At 71.2% G+C, this 15365-nt stretch carries 13 protein-coding genes and 1 pseudogene; 7 read left to right on the top strand and 7 right to left on the bottom strand.

Annotated features, from left to right (window positions below; all coding sequences use genetic code 11):
* Window positions 1–34: 34 nt before the first annotated feature.
* The 3 genes and pseudogenes from ABZZ79_RS29610 to ABZZ79_RS29600 all read right to left on the bottom strand — a co-directional run.
* Window positions 35–1075, bottom strand: coding sequence for a hypothetical protein (locus ABZZ79_RS29610; protein ID WP_356693856.1), 1041 nt, complete (start codon window positions 1073–1075; stop codon window positions 35–37).
* A complete protein-coding gene (locus ABZZ79_RS29605; RefSeq protein ID WP_356693854.1) occupies window positions 1072–2352 on the bottom strand; it encodes an MFS transporter in 1281 nt (426 codons plus the stop codon). The genes ABZZ79_RS29610 and ABZZ79_RS29605 overlap by 4 nt, the downstream gene beginning before the upstream one ends.
* Before the next feature lie 237 nt (window positions 2353–2589).
* A pseudogene (locus ABZZ79_RS29600) lies at window positions 2590–3090 on the bottom strand (metallophosphoesterase); the annotation flags it as partial.
* A gap of 199 nt (window positions 3091–3289) precedes the next feature.
* On the opposite strand from ABZZ79_RS29600, the gene ABZZ79_RS29595 reads away from it, so the two are divergent.
* From ABZZ79_RS29595 to ABZZ79_RS29580, 4 genes are all read left to right on the top strand, one after another.
* The gene (locus ABZZ79_RS29595) at window positions 3290–4162 is read left to right on the top strand and encodes a HupE/UreJ family protein (protein ID WP_356693852.1); all 873 of its coding nucleotides are present in this window, start codon (window positions 3290–3292) and stop codon (window positions 4160–4162) included.
* Window positions 4163–4300: 138 nt separating this feature from the next.
* The gene (locus tag ABZZ79_RS29590) at window positions 4301–5443 is read left to right on the top strand and encodes a hypothetical protein (protein WP_356693850.1); all 1143 of its coding nucleotides are present in this window, start codon (window positions 4301–4303) and stop codon (window positions 5441–5443) included.
* A gap of 58 nt (window positions 5444–5501) precedes the next feature.
* Entirely contained in the window at window positions 5502–6002 is a 501-nt protein-coding gene (locus ABZZ79_RS29585; protein WP_356693848.1) for a peptidylprolyl isomerase, read from the top strand.
* Window positions 6003–6231: 229 nt separating this feature from the next.
* The gene (locus ABZZ79_RS29580; protein WP_356693846.1) at window positions 6232–7092 is read left to right on the top strand and encodes a nuclease; all 861 of its coding nucleotides are present in this window, start codon (window positions 6232–6234) and stop codon (window positions 7090–7092) included.
* Window positions 7093–7218: 126 nt separating this feature from the next.
* Here the strand turns inward: ABZZ79_RS29580 and ABZZ79_RS29575 are convergent, their stop codons facing one another.
* Window positions 7219–7905, bottom strand: coding sequence for a peptidoglycan DD-metalloendopeptidase family protein (locus ABZZ79_RS29575; protein WP_356693844.1), 687 nt, complete (start codon window positions 7903–7905; stop codon window positions 7219–7221).
* Between the two features lie 8 nt (window positions 7906–7913).
* A complete protein-coding gene (locus ABZZ79_RS29570) occupies window positions 7914–8630 on the bottom strand; it encodes a hypothetical protein (protein ID WP_356693842.1) in 717 nt (238 codons plus the stop codon).
* Between the two features lie 193 nt (window positions 8631–8823).
* Here ABZZ79_RS29570 and ABZZ79_RS29565 point away from each other — a divergent pair, with 193 nt between their 5' ends.
* On the top strand, window positions 8824–9672 hold the full coding sequence (locus ABZZ79_RS29565; RefSeq protein WP_356693840.1) for a BTAD domain-containing putative transcriptional regulator: 849 nt from the start codon (window positions 8824–8826) through the stop codon (window positions 9670–9672).
* Window positions 9579–10457: a peptidoglycan-binding domain-containing protein gene (locus tag ABZZ79_RS29560; RefSeq protein WP_356693838.1), complete on the top strand. Its 879-nt coding sequence runs from the start codon at window positions 9579–9581 to the stop codon at window positions 10455–10457. Before ABZZ79_RS29565 ends, ABZZ79_RS29560 begins: the two co-directional genes overlap by 94 nt.
* A gap of 244 nt (window positions 10458–10701) precedes the next feature.
* On the opposite strand, the gene ABZZ79_RS29555 is transcribed toward ABZZ79_RS29560, so the two are convergent.
* Both ABZZ79_RS29555 and ABZZ79_RS29550 read right to left on the bottom strand, forming a co-directional pair.
* On the bottom strand, window positions 10702–12645 hold the full coding sequence (locus tag ABZZ79_RS29555) for a phospholipase D-like domain-containing protein (protein WP_356693836.1): 1944 nt from the start codon (window positions 12643–12645) through the stop codon (window positions 10702–10704).
* Between the two features lie 87 nt (window positions 12646–12732).
* Entirely contained in the window at window positions 12733–13950 is a 1218-nt protein-coding gene (locus tag ABZZ79_RS29550; protein WP_356693834.1) for a DUF2235 domain-containing protein, read from the bottom strand.
* 305 nt (window positions 13951–14255) lie between these two features.
* Here ABZZ79_RS29550 and ABZZ79_RS29545 point away from each other — a divergent pair, with 305 nt between their 5' ends.
* Complete coding sequence (locus ABZZ79_RS29545) at window positions 14256–15359, top strand: hemopexin repeat-containing protein (protein ID WP_356693832.1); 1104 nt, start codon at window positions 14256–14258, stop codon at window positions 15357–15359.
* The last annotated feature ends 6 nt before the right edge of the window (window positions 15360–15365 follow it).

The following is a 15365-nucleotide window of genomic DNA, read 5'->3' as shown; positions in this document are numbered from 1 at the left end:
TCCGATGGTTTCCGCGGGAATACCCGCCGCGGGATCAGCCGAGCGCCGCGGGGGAGTGGGCGTTTCGCAGCAGCCGGCGCGGAGAGCCGGAGCCGTCGGCGGGCACGGACCAGACGTCCTTGGTGCCGTCGTCATGCTGCTGGACATAGGCGAGCGTGGAGTCGTCGAGCCAGGCGGCCTGGTCGTCGACGCTGCGGGTCTCGGCGGTGCGGGTCACCCGCCTCGTCGCCAGGTCGAGCACGGACAGCCGCCAGCCCTTCGCCGAGTCGCCGTCGACGGGCGACTTGAACGCGATCCTGGTTCCGTCGGGCGAGAGCGAGGGGCACTCGACCCCGTCCCGCAGGGTGCGGACGGTGCGCTCGGCGAAGTCGCCCTGGACCAGGTAGCGATGGCCCTTGGTGTACATGGTCGCGTAGAAGGTGTTGTCGTCGCCGGTGAAGGTGACGCCCCAGTAGTTGACGTCGAGCGACTGGTAGGGCTTGCCGTCCTTGACGACGTGGAAGGTCTCCAGGGTCTTGAACAGCGTGCCGGTCCTCGTGTCGTAGATGCCGGTGCGGGTGGCGAAGTTGAGGGTGGCGTAGCTGTCGCCGCCGACGAACGCGGTCCAGGAGACCATGCGGCCGCTGCCGGAGACCCGCACCCGGTTGGGCACACCGCTGACCGGGATGGTTCTGCGTTCCTTCAGGTCCGGGCCGAGGACGCGCATCGTGACGGTGCCGAGGACGCCGTCGGCGTAGAGGCAGGCGACGGTGCCGGCGGCGGCGTAGACGCGGTCGCACTTCGTCCCTGACACCGCGCGCGGGCCGCCGGGGTCGTTCCTGTCGACCGTGGTCACCTGCCCGGTGCTGGTGAGAGTGAGCAGGCGGGGGCCGGGTGCCAGCGACAGCTTCTCGGTCGTGGCGGGCGTGTCGGGGGTCTTGGCGGAGGAGCTGAGCTGCACATATCCGACCGCCACGCCGGTCAGCGCGACGGTCGCGGCGACCGTGGTGAGGATGCGAGCCGTGCGCCCGGACCGGGGCCGTGCGGGGGGAGGGGTGGGCTGCGGTTCGCTGTCGGTGTTCGACGGCCGGCTCATGCGGTCACCTCGGTGTCGGTAGGAGGGGTGGATCGGTTGATCAGCAGGAACGCCGTGGCCACGACGGCCAGTGCGGCGAGGACGGCGGCGCCCCGGACGGCGGCGGCCGGGCCCCACATCTGCCAGGCGAGTCCGAACAGGACGGAGGAGACGAGGTAGGCGAGGGCCTGTCCGGTCTGGATCAGCGCGATGCCGGTGGTGCGCAGATGCCCGGGCAGCACCGGCCCCGCCAGCGCCATCAGCACGCCGTCGGTCGCCGCGTAGAAGAAGCCGTACAGCAGCAGCACCAGGACGGGCAGCGGCCAGCCGTGCAGGGGGCTGAACAGGAGCAGATAGACGACGACCAGGGCCGTGTACCCGCCGAGCACGACGGGTGCCCGGCCGATCCGGTCGGCCAGGGCTCCGAGCGGCATCGCCAGCAGCAGATAGGCCAGGCTGGTGCCGACGGCGAGCAGGGGGAAGCTGCCGAGGGAGAGGTCCTCGCGGCGTTGCAGCAGCAGGTAGACGAACCCGTCGCCGATGACGGCGAAGCCCAGCAGACACGCCGCGCCGAGCAGCCTGCGCACCGGCGCGGACCTCAGCAGGGTCAGGGCCTCGCGCGGGCTGGCCCGGGCCGCGGGCGGGCGTTCGTCGCGCCGGTCGCGGACGAACAGGACGAGGACGAGCACGCCGAGTGCGGCGATGCAGCAGCTGGTGACCAGGACGGCGTCGACGGCCTGCCCCGAGGCCGCGAGCACGCCCAGGGCGACGAGCGGGCCGAGGAAGGCGCCGACGCTGTCCATGGTCCGGTGCACGCCGAAGGCGCGGCCGAGCGCGTGCGGTGGGGCGGAGAGGGTGATCAGCGCGTCCCGGGGCGCCGTGCGCAGTCCCTTGCCTGCCCGGTCGACCGCGATGACCAGTCCGATCGCCCCGGCGGAGCGGCCGACCACGAGCAGTCCCAGCTTGGTGACGGCCGACAGCGCGTAGCCGAGTCCGGCGACCGCCTTGGGCCGTCGGATCCGGTCCGCGACATATCCGCCGACGAGCCGCAGCAGCGCGGTCGCGCCGGTGTGGATCCCGTCGATCATGCCGTACGCCAGCGGGCTCATGGATAGCCCGAACACCAGGTACACCGGCAGGATCGCGGTGACCATCTCCGCGGAGACGTCGGTGAGGAGGCTGACCGTGCCGAGCGCGAAGACATTGCCGCCGACGGCCTTGAGCCCGCGCAGGCGGGAGCGGGGGCCCGCGTCCGGCGCGGCGTCGGACCCGGGCCTGTCGATGGAGGACAGATACATGCGGGCGGACCTTTCTGGAAAGCGGTGACCGGGTGGGAGGGTCCGGCGGGGAGCCCGGGAGCCCGGGAGCCCGGGAGCCGGGGAGCCGGGGAGCCGGGGAGTCCGGGAGCCGGGGAGCCGGGGAGCCGGGGAGTCCGGGAGCCGGGGAGTCCGGGAGCCGGGGAGCCGGGGAAGGCCCGGGGCGAGCCGGGGGGTGCCCTCCCCTGCGGGGCGGGCACCCGTCACGGGGAGGGCCGGTCAGTGACAGCTGTTGGTGCCGCTGTCGGTGAAGGTCTTGCCCGCCTGCGGCACGAACTGCCAGTCGTAGCCGCTCGCGTGCAGGGTCAGCTTCAGCACGCCCCAGGTGCTGCTGTTGCGCACCTCGCTGTTGGGCTGGATGGTGCCGAAGCCGCCCAGGCCGGTGCCGCCCATGCCGGCCACGAACTGCCGGATGCCGCGGGCGTTGTCCACACCGCCGGTGGCGTTCATCGGGGCGAACCGCTCGTAGTTGTGGTTGTGCCCGGTGACGACGACCTCGGCGTTGTTGTCGTACAGCGCCTGGTACAGCGGCTGCACCGCGGTGTTGGGGCCGTGGCTGGCGCCGGAGGTGTAGCGGGGGTGGTGCCAGTAGGCCACGGTGCACGGCTTGGTGCTGGCCGCCAGGTCGTTGCGCAGCCACTGCTCCTGCGCCGAGCCGGCCGAGCAGGAAACGATCGAGCAGTTGGAGTTGAGCGCGACGACATGCCAGTTGCCGAGGTCGAAGGAGTAGTACCCCTTGCCGGCCGCGCCCGCCGAGGCGCCGTAGTAGTTGAAGTACCCGGACGCCGCCGCCGTCCGGGGACCCGGTGCTGGTCGGCGCCGGGGACATCGCCGACTGCGGCACCGGCGGCGACGAGGCCACCGCCAACCTGCTGGACGGCAGCGCCGCGACCGCGGCGGTGGTCGTGCCCACCGCTATGTGACCGACCGCCTGACCGTCACCCTCGACGGCGCCGACTGCGCCGCCCGGCTCGACGGCACGGGCATCACACGGCGACAGCAGTTCCTCTACGCCCGTCTGCTCCTGGTCCATCGCTGCCCGGGCTCCGGGAAGGGCGAGTTCGTGGTGCGCTACGACGTGTTCGCCGAGACGGCCGCCCTCGGCGCGGAGCACACCAATGTGGTCGACTACGAACTCGGGGGTGCCGGCGGGAGCGACGTCTTCGACACCGGTCACCGTGAACTGCGGGTGGGCCGGAGCGCGGCGGGGGCCGCCGACTCCGGCCATCTGCCGCCGTCGACGGGCCGTTTCGTGTCCCTGGGCCTGGAACACATCCTCTTCGGCGTCGACCACGTGCTCTTCCTGGTGCTCCTGCTGCTCGGCGCCCGCGGCCGGCGCAGCGTGGTCCGGCTCGCCACCAGCTTCACCCTGGCGCACAGCGTCACCCTCGCCCTGGCCGTGCTGGGCTGGGTGGAGGTCCCGGCGAAGATCGTCGAACCGCTGATCGCCCTGTCCATCGTGTATGTGGCGGTGGAGAACATCGTGCGCGGCGAGACCCGGCACCGCACCCTGGTGGTCTTCGGCTTCGGCCTGCTGCACGGGCTCGGCTTCGCCGGGGCCCTCAGCTTCACCGGCCACTTCTCCGGGCGGCTGCTGCTGTCGCTGCTGAGCTTCAACCTGGGTATCGAACTGGGCCAACTCGCGATCGTCCTGGTGGTGTTCCCGCTGGTCCTGCTGGCCCGCCGCTATTCCTGGGCGACCGTCGTCCAGGCCGCGGCCGCGGCCGTCGTCGGCTTCATCGGCCTGGTCTGGTTCCTCGAACGCGTACTGGCCCCGGCCGGGGCGGCCTAGGGGCCGTACCGCGCCCCTTCCGCGAAACCCTCCCGGGCCGCCGTCGAGGGCCCCCGCGAGAAGGCGCCCGCCGACCCGACCGCCACCTTCAGCACCCGGATCCCGGCGCCCCGGTTCCCCTCCGGCGAGCTCTGGAGCTTGCGGGGCTCCTGGCTCACCGACACGGTGTTCGCGAAGGTCACCGGCTACGAGATCCAGGGCTGGAGGGCCGGTTCCGAGGAACGGATCTGGACGCTGCCCCTGTCGGGCCTGTCGTGCGCGGGCTCGACGGAGGCCGGCGACGGCCACGTGGGCCTGATCGTCCACGAGGAGGGCAGACGCGGCAAGGGCAACGCCTATCAGCCCTGTGCACAGGTTACGGCGTTCGACCTGGACACCGGCCGGCGGCTGGGGAACCACACGGTCACCGGCACCACGGGCGACGTCCCCGTGGCCTTCGACCGCCTCGCGATCAGCGGCGAGACCGCCGCCGTCGCGGGTGTGCACGGCGGCGCGGCCTTCGACCTGCGGACCGGAAGGCTCCGCTGGCGGCCCGGCGCCTCCTGGTGCGTCGACGAGGACTGTGCGGGCGGCCCGCGCCTGGTCGCGGTCGTCGGCTGCTACGACACCACCGACGAGGCGACCTACCACGTCCAGCTCCTCGACCCCGCCACCGGCGACGTCCGCTACCGCCTACCGCCTACCGCCTACCGCCTACCGCCTACCGCGCGGCGCCCAGCGCCCCCGCGTGCTGTCCACCCGTCCGGTCGTCCTCGCCGCGGTCTCGGGGGACATCGCCAGTTCCACCGGGCAGGACGTCTTCGCCCTCGACGAGCGCGGCCGCCTGCGCTCCAGGTTCACGGTGGAGGACGACGTGTACACCCTGGACTGCTCGGCCGACTCCGGCCGCACCGGCGCGGTCGTCGGCAACGAGCGCTCTACGTCGGCACCGAGCGCGACGCCGCCGCCCAGGTGGTCGCCTTCTCCCTGGCCGCGGGCAGACCCACCGGGCAGCGCACCGACGGCCAGGGAGCGCCGTTCGACCTCCTGCGCACGGACGGCCCGAACGTCCTCGCCCACCAGATCGGACCGGGCGGCCCCCGCGTGGTGTCCCTGGACGGCCGGACCCTGCGCTTGAGCACCCTGCTGCAGGACGCGGACGGCGGCACGGTGCCCGGCGACGCGAGCGAGGTCCGCTACGCCCACGGCCGCCTCTACCTGAGCTCCGAACTCCTCTACGGCCCCTCCGCGAGCGACGACTCCGGGCAGTACCTGGCCTACGGCTGCGCCACCACATCGTGACCCGTGGGGCGTGCGTGAAAAGATGATTCGGTCATCCCCGTGAGAAAGGCGCGTTTCCATGTCCAGGGTCAAGCTGACGACGAACCACGGCAGCATCGTTCTCGAGCTCGCCGACGCCGAGGCGCCCAAGACGGTCGAGAACTTCCTGACGTACGTCAGGAACGGTCACTACAACGGAACGATCTTCCACCGTGTGATCAACGGCTTCATGGTGCAGGGCGGTGGCTTCACCGCTGAGATGGCGCAGAAGCCCACCCTGGCCCCGATCACCAACGAGGCCGACAACGGCCTGAAGAACACCGCGTACACCGTGGCGATGGCGCGCACCGGCGACCCGCACTCCGCGACCGCCCAGTTCTTCGTCAACGTCTCGGACAACGACTTCCTCGACTTCAAGGCGAAGAACCCCAACGGCTGGGGCTACACCGTCTTCGGCCGGGTCGTCGAGGGCCAGGACGTGGTCGACCAGGTCAAGGCGGTGCGTACCGCGACCGTCCGCGGCCACCAGGACGTGCCCACACAGCCCGTCGTCATCGAGTCCGCCGAGGTCGTCGGCTGACACCGACGGCACGCCTTCCGTTCTCGCCTTCGACCGTCGAGCCGCATCAGCGGCCGGCGGTCGAAGTGCGTGGAGAACCGGCCCGATTCCGGTCCGCCGAACATGCGGAACCGCTCGTTCGGCCGGACAATCGAAGGTGGGGGGTTCCGAGTTGGACAGGGTGCGCGGGCCCCTCGAATCCGCGGACATTCGTAGGGCATCGAGCACCTTCCACACGTGAGGAGTCGCCATGCCCATGCTTCTGATCAAGGGCTTCTACGACGTCAAGGGCACCCAGCCGGACGGGGACACGGTCGCCTTCACGGCCGAGAACCCGGAACACTGGGACCTCGTCGGCGGCGGTCGCGGGCGGGCCGTCGAACACAGCGTCACCGGCCGGGCGAAGCTGCGGCTCGACGCCGTCGACGCACCCGAGACGCACTACGGACCCAACCGGGTCCACCAGCCGCTGAAGTTCGCCCACGCGGCCCGTGACGAAATGCTGAGCTGGCTCGGTTTCACCGATGTCCAGCGCGCGGGAAACGAGACCGTGACCGCCACCACCCCGGAGACGGTGCCCGGGTTCGTCCTCACCCGCAACGCCGACGTCCACGGCCGCTGCATCGCCCTCGCGGGCCGCGGCACACACGACGTGGAGAGCGGCCGGGAGATCGACGTCGACGTCGCGCAGCTCGCCTCGACCGTCAACCACCATCTCATCGCGGACGGTCTCGCCTACCCGATGTTCTACCGCAGCCTGTTCACCTCGCTGCGGGTGGAACTGGCCGCCAGGACCGAGGCGGCCCGAGACACCGGCCAGGGCCTGTGGCCGAGCGACTTCACGCTGACCGGCGCGAAGATCACCGGCCTGAGCACGCTGACCGACGAGGCACTGCTGTTCCCCAAGCTGTTCCGCCGCATGGTGGACTACCTGGCCCTCGGCATGCCGCTGGGCTGCCTCCCGGCCTATCTGGCCGGCGGAGGCGACCGCTACTCGATCCTGTCCACCGGTGAGCGCTGCGTGGGCCTCCACCGCGTCGTGGAGGTCACCGACGGCGAGACCGTGCGGATGACCCGGCCGCCCGAGGACCTGCTCTTCGAGGACGCCTGAGTGAGTGACGTCTGAGCGGGTCGGGACGCCGACGGAGGGCCAGGACCGAGGTCCTGGTCCTCCGTCGAGCTCCGGGCCTGGTGGGCACCCGTCGACCGGGCAGGCCCGGAGCCCGTCTGGTGCCCGTCACCAAGCGGGCTTCGCGACACTGCCGTAGGACCAGTTGGAGCCCTTGGACATCTCGAAGTGCAGGTGCGGGCCGGTGGAGTTGCCCGTGCTGCCGACCTTGCCGAGCTGCTGTCCGGCGCTGACCTTCTGGCCCATCTTCACCTGACGCTGCGAGAGATGGCAGTAGGTGTAGATGTGGCCGTTGTCGGCGGCCAGCCCGATCCACTGCCCGTACGCGCCGCCCTGGCCGTTGGACCAGGCGATCCTGCCACCGCGTACGGCGACCACGGGGACACCCGTGGGCGCGGCGAAGTCCTGCCCGGTGTGCCTGCCGACACCGTCGGGCTTCCAGGCGTAGGAGCCGCGCTGGAAGAACTCGAAGCTCACCTTGTGGCCGGGCACGGGCGACTTGACCTTGCCGCCGGCCGGACGCGGCGCGGCGGCGGGGCGGGCGCCCCGGCAGTCGACCTTGAAGCCGGCGTGGCGGCCGAGCGTGGTCAGCGAGGTGCAGCCGGGCACGCCGTCGGCGTCGGCGCCCTTGAATCCCTGGGCGACCTGCTCGGCGCGGTAGGCGGCCTTGGTCTGCGGCCCGAACTGGCCGGTGGCCCCGTCGGGAATCTTGCGACCCCGCTTGATGAGGGCCTTCTGTACGGTGCGTACGTCCTCGTTCCGCTTGCCGAACTGGACATTGGACAGAGCGACCATGAGGGCTCCTAGTACCAGTGGGGAGCCCGGCGCGAATCGGCCTGTTGGACGCGGGCGGCGAAGTTCGAGCCGGACTGGTTCACTTGATAGCGGTCGCGTACGTAGTTGATCGTCGCGCACATGCAGGCGACCACGTCGTACGGCGTGGTGGCGGTACCTGACTGGTGGTAGGTGGCGAACGTGACCGGGACGCACTGCGTGGCACCCCGCGAGCAGTTCCGCGGGTGGCCGTCGGCGGCCCTGCCGCCGCGGGCGTTCATGTCCGTCGTGTTCACCCGGAACCTCGGATGATTGCTGGCGGACTCGCGCTTGGCGATGGTGGTGAGCGCCGGGACACCGAACCTCGGCTCCATGCCGGTCAGTTCGCACGCCCTGCGCGCGTACCGCCGCATCGCGTCCTCGCCGCTCTCGTCCCCGGGATCGCGGTACGTCACCTGGCTCAGCACGAGCCGTCCGCCGCCGCCCGCCGAGACCCGGGCGCAGTCGACCTCGAAGCCGCCGAGCCGCCCGAGGACCGTCAGGGACGCACACCCCGGCACACCGTCGGCGTCCGCACCTTTGAAGCCCTGGGCGAGTTGTTCCGCCCGATACGCGGCTCTGGTCTGCTCGCCGAACAGCGCGGTGGCGCCGTCGGCTATCCGGCGGCCCCGCGCGATCAGCGCCTTCTGCACGGTACGCACGTCCTCGTTCCGTTTCCCGAACTGGACGTTCACCAGAGCGACCATGACGACTCCGCTCCTGGTCTCTTCCCACGTCCGGCCGATCGGCCGGAACCCTTCGGGCTGCGTGGCACCGACGGGAGCCGAGCCACACACCACGTTCACGGTACGGAACCGGTGTCATCGCGGCGTCACGCCCGCGTCATCGCCGCGTGAGCGGGGCCGGGCCGAATTGCAGGCGCTGAGCGGCGGGCGGAAGATGGTGAGGGGACGGCGCGTTGGGAGACTGGTGGTGACTGCTCCTCCCCGGCTGCGACTGCTCGGCCAGTTCCACCTCGAACTCGGCGCCGAGACGGTCGAGCTTTCCCGCAACGGCCAACGGGTCGTGGCATACATGGGACTGCGCGGGCAGGTCTCGCGCACGGTCCTCGCCGGCACCCTGTGGCCCGAGGTCACGGAGGAGCACGCGCGCGGCAGCCTGCGGACCACTCTGTGGAAGCTGCCCCGTGGCGAACCACCCCTGATCGGCTGCTACGGCGACACCCTGCTCATCACACCCGCCCTGCGCGTGGATGTGCACGTCCTGACCCGGACGGCACTGCGGGTGGTACAGGGCGGCGCCGAGGAGCTCGACGAACTGCCCCCGCCGGGCATCCTGACCGGGGAGGACCTGCTGCCCGGCTGGGACGAGGACTGGGTGCTGCTGGAGCGCGAGCGGCTGCGTCAGCTGCGTCTGCACGCGCTCGACGCGCTCGCCGAGGCCCTGGTGCGGCAGGACAGGCCGGCCCTCGCCATGGAGGCCGCCTGGGCGAGCGTCCGCGCGGAACCGCTGCGGGAGAGCGCTCACCGGGCGGTGGTCTCGGCACATCTCGCGGAGGGCAACCTCGCCGAAGCGGTCCGTCACTATGAGGCGTTCCGGCGGTTGCTCGACGAGGAACTCGGCGTGGAACCCTCGCCCCGGTTCGCCCGCATGCTTCCCGAGTGCTCCGGGGTCTCGCTCAGGAAGGCAGCATCATGCACCAGAGCGTTCGCGACTACTGGATCAGCTTCAACGACCCCCTCGAAGGACGCGTCCACTTCATGTACCTGGACGTCAAGGGATACGTGAGCACCGGTATCGGCAACAAGATCGACGAGACCGCGCGGGACAACTCGGCGCCCACGGAGGGTGAGCGGGCCCTGTCCCTGGCCGCCGCCGGCCGTCTGCGCTGGCTGGTCGACGGCGTGGACACCGAGGCCACGCCCGAGGACGTCGCCCTCGACTGGGACACGGTGAAGTCGCACCTGGAACTGGCGCCCTCCGGGCTGCACGGCGGGTTCGAGGAGTTCACCCGCCTGCACGTGGACGACGCCGAGATCGACCGCCATGTCTTCGCCAAGCTCGACGAGATGGAGTCGGTGCTCCTCGGCCGGGAGGGATTCGGCGGCTTCGCCACCTGGCCGGCCAGCGCCCAGCTGGGCGCGATGAGCATGTGCTGGGCCATGGGCCCGAAGTTCCGGTTCCCGAAGTTCCAGGGACATGTGGGGGCGCGGGACTGGGTGCTCGCCGCGGACGAGTGCCACTTCACCCCCGACGTGGGCACGATCAGGATCCGCAACAGGCTCGACCGGGCCCACTTCCTGCTGGCCCGCGCCGTGGAGGACCGGGGTCTGCCCCCGGAACAGGTCGCGTTGGACGTGTCGGACGTGTTCGGCGTGCAAGGAGCGCTGCTCGCGCTGGACTTCAAGCCCCTGTCGCAGGACGGCGGGGACGGCCCCCTCACCCAGGGCAAGGTCAGGGAGTTCCAGACGGCCAACGGTCTGGCCGAGAACGGGGCGTTCGACGACCCCGACACGGTGGCCGCGCTCGCCTCCCAGCTCTCCGGCCGCGGCTTCACCGTGTTCGGGGCCTGAGCGTCTGGGCGGAGGCGGCCGAGCGCGCATGTAGCGTCTGGGCGGAGGCCGCCGAGGGCGTGAGCGTCTTTGCGCCGGCGGCCGAGCGGATGAGCGTCTTGACGGAGGCCCCCGAGCGGCGTGGCGACCAAAGTCGGCGAAAGCCGGCTCAGCCGCACGGCGGAGGCTGCTCGCGCTCGGCACACGGCGTCGCTCGGCACACGGCGTCGCTCGGCACTCGGCGTTGCTCGGCACTCGGCGTCGCTCAGCACACGGTGTTGGGGTTCAGCAGCCTGCGCAGGAAGTCCTCCGGGTCGGGGATGAGATCCGCCGCCGTGCCGAGGTCGAGGCCCGGCACCAGTTCGAGGGGCAGGGCGAGCGGGCCGAGCACCAGGGGCGCCAGGAACTGCCAGTTCTCCATCGCCTGGAGGGAGCGCAGCAGCTCGCGCAGGGTCTCGCGCCAGTCCACGGCGGGAACCTGCGCGGGCACGGGGAAGCCGACCAGGTGGCCCGTCTTGCCGCCCGCCGTGGGCATGCGGGAGAGCCCCACCAGCGCGTCCTCGTGCAGCGACGGGTCCTCGTTGAGGTGCTCTCCCCAGATCTGGGTGCGCAGATCACGCACGGACACGCCGACCCGGTGCGGCACACCGCCCATGGTGCCGTCGGCCAGCTCCGTGTCGAAGACCGCGAGCTGAAGCTCCGAGTCGGTGGTGTGGGACCGGAAGTTGAGGTTGGCGCTGCCCGCGGCGACGTACTGGTCGTCGACGATCATCAGCTTGGCGTGCACGTAGACCTGGAGCGTCGTCGCGGCCTGTTCCAGATGGAAGCAGTGGACGTTCCCGGGCGCGGCGGAGGCGATGCGCTGGAGGGTCTCGGCCCGCAGGGCCTTGTGGACGTCCCCGAGCCCCGGCGCGTCGAAGTCGCGTGCGGTGACCAGGACGACCTGCACGCCCCGCGCCGCGGCGTCCCGCAGGTCGTCGACGACGGGTGAGGGCCACAGGTACTGGTCCTCGATGTAGATGTAGTGCCGCGCCCGGCGGATGGCCTTGCGGTAGCTGGCCGTGACGGTGAACTCGCCGCCCGGCAGGAAGGAGTAGACGCCCTTGCAGGTGAGCGTGCGCAGCACCTGGACGGCCTGGGTGCCCGCGGCCGGTGGTCCGGGTGCCTCGGAGGAGGGGATCGGCGGGGGAGCGGCGTCGATGCGGCTGGGCCGGGTGGGATCGTTCCAGCGGTCGACGAGGGCCTGCCAGACCTGCTGGACGGCGGGCCCGAACACCGCGCACTGCACATCGTGCCAGCCGGGCTGGGTGATCTTCTTCCCGAGGAAGTCGGGCTCCCGCTGCCGTACGGGCGGGTCGATGTGAGCGGCGTTGTCCCAGCGGTCGAGGCAGACGTCGATCCCGCCGACGAACGCGCAGGGCCCCTCCACGGCGCCCTGCACCACCGCGCACTTCTGGTGGTGGGAGCCGAACTCGCCCACCCTGGCGTCCAGTACCGCCTGCGCCCCCGCGTCGACCAGGCCGGTGCGGAAGTCGAAGTTGTCCTTGGACGGCAGGGTCGGAATCCTGGGCCTGCGCACCGGCAGCGTGGAGAACGCCGAACCGTACAGCAGCGCGCGCACGACGACACCGTCGGCGCGGAGCTTGAGCAGCCGGTCGAGGATGCCCGGTGACCCGGTGGCAGCCGGACGCAGCATCTGCTCGGGCGAGAACCGCCAGCCCGCGAACAGCACCCGGTCCCCGGAGGTGAGGCCGTCCAGCCGCGTGGCCAGGGTCTCGTAGTAGGCCTCGCCGTCGACGAAGAACAGCACGAGGCTGTCCCGGCTGAAGGCGGGGGAGCGGAAGGGGCCCATCTCGGCGTCGGTCAGCAGCCAGTCCTCGGGGACGACGGTCTCGGCGGGCGGGCGTTCGGAGGCCGCGCGCATCTCGTCCAGCTTCAGGACGGTCTGGGGCCCGACGTCGTCGATCACCTCGGCCGGGGGAACCCCGAGCACCTCGATCTTGAACCGGGCGACCGCCCCGGCGGTCTCGTCGCCGTAGTCGCCGTCGGCCCCGAACCGGGGCAGGCAGTCCGGATCCCGGTCGAGCAGGGCGGTCTGCACCTTCCGTACGGCCGGATCGGTGCGGTGCCGGGTCCGTGAGATGCGGTCCCGGTCCTCGGCGATCGCCTCCAGCAGCGGATCGCCGGCGAAGAGTGCGCAGGTGAGCATGCCGGATCTCCTTCAGCCGAGGCCGAGCGGGCGCGGCCGGGCGCCCGTCGGCGACCGGGGGCCGTGGTGGTGTTGGAGTAGTGGTCTTCAGGTGGCGCGGTGCAGATCGTCCGGCGCCCCGGCACCCGCTCCGCTGTCGCCCGTCGCACGGGACGCGGACGGCAGGGGCGGCAGGCCCTCGGCCAGGCCCGGCAGCAGGACGGGCTCCAGCCGGACCTTGTCCTGGACCTCCAGGTACCGTGCCAGCTGCTCGGGCCGGTAGTCGCCGAGCCGGTCCCAGCGCTCCTTGGCGGGCACCGCCAGGAACTCGTTCCCGTCGGGCCGGCCCTGCTCGTCCACCGCCTGGCCGATCGGCCGGTCGTACGGCTTGGACATCCGGTACATCCCCTTGCGCGAGATGTGCAGCGGGCCCGAGCCGTCCGGCCGCACCCGGAAGTCGATGCACTCCTCGGGCTTCATCACCTTCGGCCCGGCCTCGCTCAGCGCGTCGGCGTTGAACTCCAGCCCGTACCGGCGGGCCTGATCGGCCATCCACAGCAGCGTGATGTCGGACAGTCCGGTCTCCTTGTAGCTGCCACCGACATCGCAGTGCACCCCGGCGAACCACACCTGCTTCAGCTCCTGGCCCTGGCGGTCCGCGCCGGGCTGCTGGTGCCAGAGGGCCGGCCGGAACGCCGAGCGCTTCTCGTCGACGGCCAGCGCGTGGAAGGCGGCCCTGATCCAACTGCTCAGGTCGGTGCCGTGGAAGGCCCAGCGCGCGTTGCACCGGTTCGCGGCCGGCTGGAGCCAGGACGCGCCCGGGTACGGGATGCCGAGGGCGCCGACGGTGTCCCACACCCCGATGAAACGTATCTCTGTCTCGCGCGCGTACGAGCGGCGGAACAGCGTGGAGGCCGCCCCGTTCGGTGACTCGATGCGGTCGCGGTACAACGCCCAGGCCTGCGGGATCCGGTCCGCGTGGTCCCGGCGCAGGATGCCGCAGTTGCGCACCAGCCCCGACAGACTGCGGGCGGTGAACGCGCCCCGGCTGAAGCCGAACAGGAACAGCTCGTCGTCGGGCTCGTACGTCTCGACCAGGAACCGGTAGGCGTCCACGACGTTGTGCGACAGGCCCGCGCCGAACGCGCCCCCGCGCAGCCGGTCGCGGCGTTGGGTGCCGACACCGGTGTGGTAGTAGACGCGCTGTTCCTTCCCGGCGGCGGTACCCGGGACCACGGACAGGGCAACCTTGGCGACGTTGGTCTTGCTGGGCTGGTCGGCGAAATTCCACGTGCCGTCACAACAGACGACGAGACGCTTGGCCATGACCATCCCTCCTCGCGAGAGCGCGGAGCGGCGCACAGAACCACTTCCATGCTTGCACCACACGGCGGACCGCGCCATGCGACAGATGCGCGGCGACGCGCCGCCCTTCCTCTACCCTGCTGACCTTGCGTGACGTTCGATCACACACCGTCATTCATGGCGCGCTCATCGGAAGGAGCCCCTGTGGCGCGGGTCCGGACGGTGTTCTTCTTCAGAGGCGGCAAGTACGTCCGCTACGAGATCGATCCGACGACCGGGGCGGAGACGGTCAACCACGACGTCTACCCCCGACAGGTCGCGGAGGCGTGGACCGCGATGCCCGCCTCCTTCGCGAGCGGCTTCGACGCGCGGTGCTCAACTGGCCCGACGGCTTCGTGTACTTCTTCAAGGGCCCCGAGTACGTCCGCTGGGACGCGACCGACGACACGGTCGACGCCGACTTCTATCCGCACGACACGGCCGAGCAGTGGCCCGCCCTGCCCGCCTCCTTCGCCGCCGGCATGGACGCGGCGATCAACTGGGGAGACGGGCGGGCGTTCTTCTTCAAGGGCTCCAAGTACGTGCGCTACGACATCGAGAGCAACACCGTCGACCACGACGTCCACCCCCGCGACATCGCCGACGGCTGGCCCGACTTCCCCGCCGCCTTCACGACCGGCGTGGACGCCGCGGTCAACTGGGGCAATGGATCGGCGTACTTCTTCAAGGGCGGCAGCTACCTCGACTACGACATCGCGAACAGCAAGGTACGCCCCGGATATCCCGTGCCGGTCCCCGAGCCCGGCAAGTGGCCGGAGCTGGTCCGGGCAGGCTTCACCGGCCCCTTCGACGAGGTCATCGAGTGGCCCCAGGCCGATGTGGCGAGTGTCGACATTCCGGCTAGGCTGGTGAGTTGCCGCAAGCGCACGGAGCCGACTGTGAGCTGCGGCGGCGAATTCGAGATGCACGCCGTGTTCGCCGACGCCGATCCGTCGATCCCCGCATGCGGCGAATACCGGCAGTACCTCCGCGGTGACCTCGAAGTGAACGGCCGGCCCGTGCGCTTCATCACCAAGGAACACGGCGTTCCGACACCCCGTCTCGTGCGCTCCCGCCCGGGCCCGGGTTCCACCGACGACCACTTCACCGAGGACGGTCAGGCCGCGTCCAGCCCCGCCAACAAGTTCCACGTCGACCTTGACTACGGCCACCGCAACACCTCGATCGGGAACGGCAACCTGTTCGACATGTATCTGGTCAAACGGCGTTCCGGGGCGCAGTACGCAGGCCGGGACATCCCGCAGGGCGTCGGGTCGCCCGGCACCTTCTTCAAGATCGATGTCGACTTCCGCGGGCAGCTGACCGATGTGTGCAACGGCGGAAGGGTCCTGTTCACCCGCGAGTGGACCGTCAACTGCCAGGTGCCCTAGGAGCCC

Source organism: Streptomyces sp. NPDC006458 (assembly GCF_040612135.1).
Lineage (GTDB): Bacteria > Actinomycetota > Actinomycetes > Streptomycetales > Streptomycetaceae > Streptomyces.
Note: the sequence above shows the minus strand (reverse complement) of the source record. Positions and strands in the feature narration are given on the sequence as shown.